Source organism: Nonomuraea cavernae (genome assembly GCF_014646355.1).
In the GTDB taxonomy this organism is placed as follows: domain Bacteria; phylum Actinomycetota; class Actinomycetes; order Streptosporangiales; family Streptosporangiaceae; genus Nonomuraea; species Nonomuraea cavernae.
In genome coordinates this window covers 81,849-88,419 of sequence record NZ_BMNH01000031.1, presented here as the reverse complement: position 1 = coordinate 88,419, position 6,571 = coordinate 81,849, and the positions used below count along the sequence as shown (strand labels likewise).

General features: G+C 72.7%; 5 protein-coding genes and 1 pseudogene. 3 read left to right on the top strand and 3 right to left on the bottom strand.

Annotated elements, in window-relative coordinates; translation table 11 throughout:
* Positions 1–611: 611 nt before the first annotated feature.
* Positions 612–842 (bottom strand): annotated as a pseudogene (locus IEY82_RS33075) (RNA-guided endonuclease TnpB family protein); the annotation flags it as partial.
* 47 nt (positions 843–889) lie between these two features.
* On the opposite strand from IEY82_RS33075, the gene IEY82_RS33070 reads away from it, so the two are divergent.
* Positions 890–1,708, top strand: a complete 819-nt coding sequence (locus tag IEY82_RS33070; RefSeq protein ID WP_189128203.1) for a DUF4253 domain-containing protein — start codon at positions 890–892, stop codon at positions 1,706–1,708.
* Between the two features lie 34 nt (positions 1,709–1,742).
* On the opposite strand, the gene IEY82_RS33065 is transcribed toward IEY82_RS33070, so the two are convergent.
* Positions 1,743–2,534, bottom strand: a complete 792-nt coding sequence (locus IEY82_RS33065; RefSeq protein WP_189128202.1) for an SAM-dependent methyltransferase — start codon at positions 2,532–2,534, stop codon at positions 1,743–1,745.
* Positions 2,535–2,728: 194 nt separating this feature from the next.
* On the bottom strand, positions 2,729–3,988 hold the full coding sequence (locus tag IEY82_RS33060; RefSeq protein ID WP_189128201.1) for a DUF5753 domain-containing protein: 1,260 nt from the start codon (positions 3,986–3,988) through the stop codon (positions 2,729–2,731).
* A 228-nt stretch (positions 3,989–4,216) separates the two neighbouring features.
* Here IEY82_RS33060 and IEY82_RS33055 point away from each other — a divergent pair, with 228 nt between their 5' ends.
* Positions 4,217–4,975 carry a hypothetical protein gene (locus tag IEY82_RS33055; RefSeq protein WP_189128200.1) on the top strand — a complete coding sequence of 253 codons (759 nt, stop codon included), beginning with the start codon at positions 4,217–4,219 and terminating at the stop codon, positions 4,973–4,975.
* Entirely contained in the window at positions 4,972–6,564 is a 1,593-nt protein-coding gene (locus tag IEY82_RS33050; protein WP_189128199.1) for an MFS transporter, read from the top strand. The genes IEY82_RS33055 and IEY82_RS33050 overlap by 4 nt, the downstream gene beginning before the upstream one ends.
* Positions 6,565–6,571 lie beyond the last annotated feature (7 nt).

The following is a 6,571-nucleotide window of genomic DNA, read 5'->3' as shown; positions in this document are numbered from 1 at the left end:
GCCGTGCGGGCCGTGCGGGCCGTGCGGGCCGTGCGGGCCGTGCGGGCCGTGCGGGCCGTGCGGGCCGTGCGGGCCGTGCGGGCCGTGCGGGCCGTGCGGGCCGGGCGGTCGGCCGCGGGGCTTCCCGGCGGGCGGAGGCGCCGTAGCGGAGGCCCTGGTACAGGCGATATGTTCCGGTCGTGGTGCCCCGTACCGTGCCCGCGTCGGTCCGCACGACCGCGCGGTCTCCCGCGCCCCGCCCCGGCGGCCGGGCCCTCGTCGCTGGTGGCGCATCCCGTGAGCAGTACGGCTACGGCCGGCCAAATCCCCATGAACCCACCGTCATGGACCGGCACGGCCGGCCAGAAGGTCCATCGATCCAGGATCGTCCAGGACAAAGTCCCGGCCCCCGGAGACGTGTCAGTGCCCGGCACTACCATCTCCCCGACGGATCCGGATCGGAACGGTAAGGCTTGACCTCCTCCCCCTCGCGAACGAGGGGATTCCCACGGTCGCCCGTGAGGAATCCTGTTTCACCGCCGGTTGCCCGCCAGGAAGGAGGACTTCCCTTGAGGTCTTACATCGGCTCCGCAGGCGTTTCAGCTCTCCGCCGGCCCGGCGGCGAGGATGTTCTTGAGCATGCCGCGCCGCTCCCGCCAGGACGCGTCCGAGATGGCGCGCGCCAGCCTGTGATTCTTGACCATGTCGCTGACGGTCAGGGCGTCCACGGCGATCACTTGGTGCTCGTGAACAAGCCGGGTGCTGACCTTGCGCAGGCGTCCGCGGTCGGCGATCCGCGCGTGCACACGGGCCACCTGCGGCCGGGCCGTGGCCCGGTTGGCCGACCCCTTCGGTTTCCGGCTTTCCTTCCCGCCCTGAAGGACGGAGTCTCCAGCCTCAAGGAGATGCGATGAAGGACCACCGGCTGCCACGCGAGCTGTGCCGGCTGTTCGCCGACGGCGGCAGGGGCCGCACCCTGTCGGTCGCGCTGCCCGAGGGTGAGGCCGTCTGGCCCGACCCGGGCTACACCAGCCAGGGCGAGGCGTCGCGGCCCGCGTTCTGGATGAGCGACGAGCCGGCGACGGGCGCCGAGTGGGCCCGTTTCCGCGCCGAGCACCCGCGCAGCGGCCTGTGGCCGGTGCTGCTCGACGAGTCGGCCCAGCCCTGGTCGGTCGGCCAGGTGGTGCCCGACGACGCGGCGCTGATCGGCCACTTCACGGCCGAGGGGTTCATGGCGGAGGTGTGGCAGGAGTGGGTGGCCCAGATGCCGCCCGACGCGCTCGACGAGCTCGACCCCTTCGGCGCGATCTGCCCGGGCCTGGCGCCGCCCGGCGTGCCGGCGGCCGATCCGGGCGCCGTGGCCGACTGGCACGCCGAGCAGCTGGCCGGCCGGGGCCTGCCGCTCGGGCTGGTCGCCGCCCACCGGGGCGCCGACGCGCTGGCCGTCATGGGCTGGCAGGGGGCGCTGCACCACAACGAGTGGATGGTGCCGCTGGCGGCGGTCGTGCGCAGCTGGGAGGACCGGTTCGGCGTCCGGGTGGTGTGCGTCGGCTTCAACACGCTGGAGCTGAGCGTGGCCGCGCCTCCCGTCGAGCCCGAGCACGCGCTGCACGTGGCGGCCGAGCACTGGGCCTTCTGCCCCGACAACGTGGTCCAGGGGCCCGGCGACCTCCAGGGCTACGCCGAGCAGATCGCCGGGCGGCACACCTGGTCGTTCTGGTGGGACTGACCGCGCCCGGATCAGGCGGGCCGGGCCGGGCGCGTCAGATCAGGCGGGCCACGGCCCCATAGTTGCCCGACGTGCTCGGCTGCTCCAGGCAGGTGGTCTCGGCGCCGTCGGGCCGCCACTCCGGCACCCACACCAGGCCCGGCGCCACCAGGTCGAGGCCGTCCAGCAGGGCCGTGACCTCGGCCCTGTCGCGGATCGCGTGGCCGGGCAGGGTCATCGCCAGCAGCTCGCGGGCGGCCGGCAGCAGCTCCGGCGGGATGCCGTCGAACGTGGTCTGGAGCAGGGCCAGGTAGCTGTTGGCCGGGGCGGCGTGGCACAGGCACTTGATCACGTGCCCGGCGTGCTCGTCGCCGACGCCGTGCATCGTGACGAGCAGCATGCCGACCGGCCGGTCCCAGTCGAGGAACGTGCGCACCACCCGGTCGGACAGCAGCTCCTCGATCTGCCGCACGTCCCCCTCGACCACGCGCATCGCGTCGGTCACGGGCTCGATCGTGGCCCGGGCGTTGGCCAGCACCATGGGGTCGTTCTCGACGTAGACGACCCGGGCCTCCGCGCCGTGCAGCGTGTCACGGGCGATGTCGTGCAGTTGGTGGCCGGTGGGCAGGCCACTGGGCACGCCGCTGCCGATGATCAGATACTGGTCGACTCCGGCGAGCGCCAGGTGCCGGACCACGCGGGCGAGAAAGCCCAGCACGGCACGGGCGGCGGCGGTGGTCACGGGGGTGGCCTCGTCATAGCGCCGCACGGCCTCGCGGTCGGCCACGAAGTTGTTCTTGCCGCCCGCGGCGGCGTCCAGCATGCGGGTGATGCGAGCCTGAGACATATCGAGTCTCGCCAGATTACGGATGGCGCGCTCGTTCATTTCGTCTCGCCCCTTTCCCCTCGCCAGGCAATGCCGGGAAAGTTCTGGCTTCGTGTCTCACTCGGAACCAAGTTAAAAATGATCCAAATGTCCCAACAATTCAACACATTGGGGCCAACAAAATCAGGAAATATTAGTTTCCGACTTTGTTATGATCATCCTTGGGCGGCCCGGTCACGGTACGCATACAGCAGGTCGAGGGTCTCCTCGCGGGTCGTCGTCGTGACCGACAACTTGGTGAACGCCTGGTGATAGGCCTCGACGGCGGCCGGATCCGTGATCAATTCGTCGGATTCGACGGCGTGCGCGCAGGCGATGTCGGGCTCGAAAGCCTCCGCGAAACGCCAGAGCGTGAACGGCCCCGTACGCGGAAGATAAGCGGGATCTTGAATGGGGACCACGTGCACCGAGATGTGCGGGCGTTTGGCGTATTCGAGAAGCGTTTCGAGTTGCGTCAGATGCGCCTGTGGCTCGGCGATCGAACGCAGCAGCGCGCTCTCGTCCATGATCGCCCAGACGACCGGGCCGCCCTCGATCACCGGCTTCTGGCGGGCCAGGGCGAGCCGGGCCGCGTCGTCGACCGACTCCTGGCCGAGCGTGGCCGGCCCGGAGACCGTGATGGCGGCCCGCGCGTAGCCCTCGGTCCACAGCAGCGCCGGGACGAGCTGCGGGTGGTAGGTGCGGATCACCGAGGCGCGCTGTTCGAGCGCGCAGGCGGCGGCCAGCCAGACGGGTACGGCGTCGTCGTCCCAGCGCACCGGCTCGCGCTCGGCGCGGGCGAGCGACAGCACGTGCTCGCGGACGGGCAGCGAGGTCACGCCGTAGAGGTCGAGCAGGAGCTCCACCGTGGCGGGTGCGGGCGCGACGGCGCCCGCCTCGATGGCCTCGATCGCCGCCTTGCCGCGGCCGAGCGCGGCCTCGACCCGCTCGGGTGACATGCGCGCCGCCAGGCGCAGGCCGCGCAGCCGCCTGCCGAGCGCCTCGCGCTGCGCCCCGGAGAGCGCGGGCGCGACCTCGGGGATCTCCGGGATCCGGGGGGCGGGCTCGGGCTCGGGCTCCCGCTCCGGCAGGCCCTCGGCCCGCCGAGCCAGGCCGATCACGTCGCGCACGACGTGCAGCGAGCTGTCGGACAGGCCCGACGCGGACTCGCCGATCGCGCTCGCCGGCCCCGAGGATCGCTCCTCGCCGAGGTCGGCCTGCTCCTCGCCCACCAGCCAGCCCACGCTGACCTGCAGGCAGGCGGCCAGGGCGCGGAGCACCTGGAGCGTCGGGTTGGTCTGCTTGCCGGTGCGCAGCTGGCTGACATAGGCGCGGGTGATCGGGATGCCGGCCTTGGTCAGCTCGGCCGCCACCTGGGCCCCGCTGTAGCCACGCTTGCGCAGAGCGAGGTCAAGCCGCTCGGCGATGTTCGCCACCTGGCACCTCCCGCCGCCCGTAGGGCCTCCAGCGTAAGGGAAGCCGGGCGTTTCGTCGCATGTCCGGCCGCAGGTCCGGCATTCCGCTCCTTAAACCGATTCAAACTCAAATGATAACTACCAGTTGACACAACTTCGGCCAGGGTCCCACTATCGGACCGACACATGGAAACTGTGACTTGACGGCCGGACGGTTCTGGAGAGTCGCCGGCGAGGAGGAGGCCGGACGTGACCCCCGATCCCCAGAATGGTTCCTGGTTCGCCAGGCGGCCCAAGGCCGTGCCGGCGCAGGACCGGGTGATCCAACGCATCTGTTCCCGGGTGGCACCCGAGAGCAAGCAGGTGCACGTCGCCAACCTGCCGCTCGGCGGCGTGCAGGTCTGGGTCGACGGCAACGGCGAGCGGTGGGTGCTCTACCACCGCATGGCCCGCGAGCTCAGGCTCGCCGGCTGGCACACCGAGGTGGGCGAGGACCGCCTGATGGTCCTCGGCTGGAGCGCCGACTGCCTGACCCACCGGGCCCGGATGCTCGACGCCGCGCTCACCGGGCGACTGGCCGACTACGAGCACACCGCCCGCGCGGCCGTCGCCATCGGCACCCGGCTGCGCGACGAGAAGTACCCCGACGACCGCATCGCCGGCGAGGTCCAGGACCGCCTCGGCAGGCAGCTGCGCTGGCCGCACCGGCTGGCCGAGCTCGACGGCCTGGAGCGCACCGCGTCGCTGGAGCCGCTGCGGCTCAGGCTGGCGCAGGTGGCCGGCCTGGAGGCCAAGGTCAGCCGCCGCTGCGCGGAGCACCTGACGCTGGCCTCGCAGATCGTCCGGACACTCGTCGGCGGCAAGGCCCAGCCCTGGTCCCGGTCGCCCGGCCAGTCCGTGAGCCTGACGGAGCGGATGGTCGCGGCGAGCGTGCCCAACTGCCCCGAGATCCCGCGCCCCGAGCCGGTCACCGTCGCCCACCGTGACCTCGCGGAGACGCCGCGATGACTCTGACCTCCCTTCGCGAGCATGTCGCCGGACCCCCCGTCGAGCCCGTGGCACGGCCACGGCTCCGGGTCCGGGGACGCTTCGCCATACTGCGCCTGATCGCCTCCGGAGTGGTGATCGCGATCATGGCCGACAGCACGGCGACGATGCTGGCGATCCCCGTGCTGAGCCGTGACCCGATCGCGGCCGCCCTGCCCATGGCCGAGGTCACCTGGGTCAGCACGGTCAACTTCGCCGCGGTCGCCGCGCTGCTGGCCACCGCGGGTCGCTTCGCCGACCTGCTGGGCAGGCGCAACGTCCTCGCCCTCGGTCTGGCCCTCTACGGCCTCGGCGCGGCGGCGGTCATCGCCACCACGTCCTGGCCGCTGCTGCTGGGCGGGCGGGCCGCGCAGGGCATCGGCGCCGCGCTGATGTTCCCCGCCTCACTCGCCCTGCTGCTCGGCGAACTGCCGGCCAACCGCCGCGCGGGCGCCATCGCCCTGTGGAGCGCCTCGTCGGGCATCGGCGCGCTCGCCCTGCAGGGAGCCGGCGGGCTGCTGGTCGAGTCGTACGGCTGGCGCGGCCTGTTCCTGCCCAGCGCCGGGCTGGCGGCCGCGCTGCTGATGCTGACCCCCGCGCTGCCGCGCTCGCGCGGCACGGACCGCCGGGTGCCCGACGTGCTGGGCACGGTGTTACTGGTCGGGGCTATCGCCGCGGCCGTGCTCGCGATGTCCCAGGGCGGCGCGTGGGGATGGACCTCCGCGCGGACACTCGGCTGCGCGGCGGCGGCCGGGGTGCTGCTGGCAGGGGCCGTCACGACGTCGTGGCGCCACGCCGCGGGCGCCATCGACATGCGGCTGTGGCGGCGCCCCGGCTTCCTGTGGGCCGGAGGGGCGTCCCTGTTGTACGGCGCGGCGTCGTTCGTCGTGCTGGCCATGGGGCCGCTGTACCTGAGGTCCTCCGGCTTCGACCCCGTCAGCATCGGCCTCTGGCTGGCCCCGGTGTCGATCGCGATGATCGTGTCGAGCCCGCTGGCCATGCTGGCCGGCCGCCGCATCGGCCTCAACGCGGTCATCTACGCCGGAGCGCTCGCGCTCGGCGGCGGCTGCGCCCTCATGCTGGCCTACCCCCAGCCCAACGTGCTGAGCGTGATCGCCGCGCTGATGCTGGGCGGCGGCTTCGGCGCCCTGTCCACCGGCACCTTCGCGGTCGGCACCATGGCCGCCCATCCCACCCAGTACGCCTCCGCGGTCGGCGCCATCAACACCGCCCGCATGCTCGGCGGGGCGATCGGCGTGGCGGGCGCCTCGGCGCTGGTCGACCAGCCACTGCTGGACGGGCCGATGCCGGGCTTCGCCTCGGTGCTGGTCGCCTGCATGGCCGCGGCCGTGCTGCTCGGCACCGCCGCACTCGTCCGCGTCGCCGGCACCCCGCGCCGCCGGCCGGCCCGCATGTCCAGGCGGGAGGCGGAGGAGGAGCTCATCATGCTGCGCCGGCTCCTCGCCGAGCTCCGCGACAGTTTCGTCCAGGTACGCGACGAGGCCGAGGAAGAACTGGCCCGCTTCGGCGCCCGCGAACCTCTCACCTATAGAGCCGTCAACCAGCGCTGACAGGAGT

Excerpts from the sequence above, each read along its gene's own strand:
- IEY82_RS33070 (WP_189128203.1), top strand. The coding sequence starts at position 890 with ATGAAGGACCACCGGCTGCCACGCGAGCTGTGCCGGCTGTTCGCCGAC.
- IEY82_RS33065 (WP_189128202.1), bottom strand. The coding sequence starts at position 2,534 with ATGTCTCAGGCTCGCATCACCCGCATGCTGGACGCCGCCGCGGGCGGC.
- IEY82_RS33050 (WP_189128199.1), top strand. The coding sequence starts at position 4,972 with ATGACTCTGACCTCCCTTCGCGAGCATGTCGCCGGACCCCCCGTCGAG.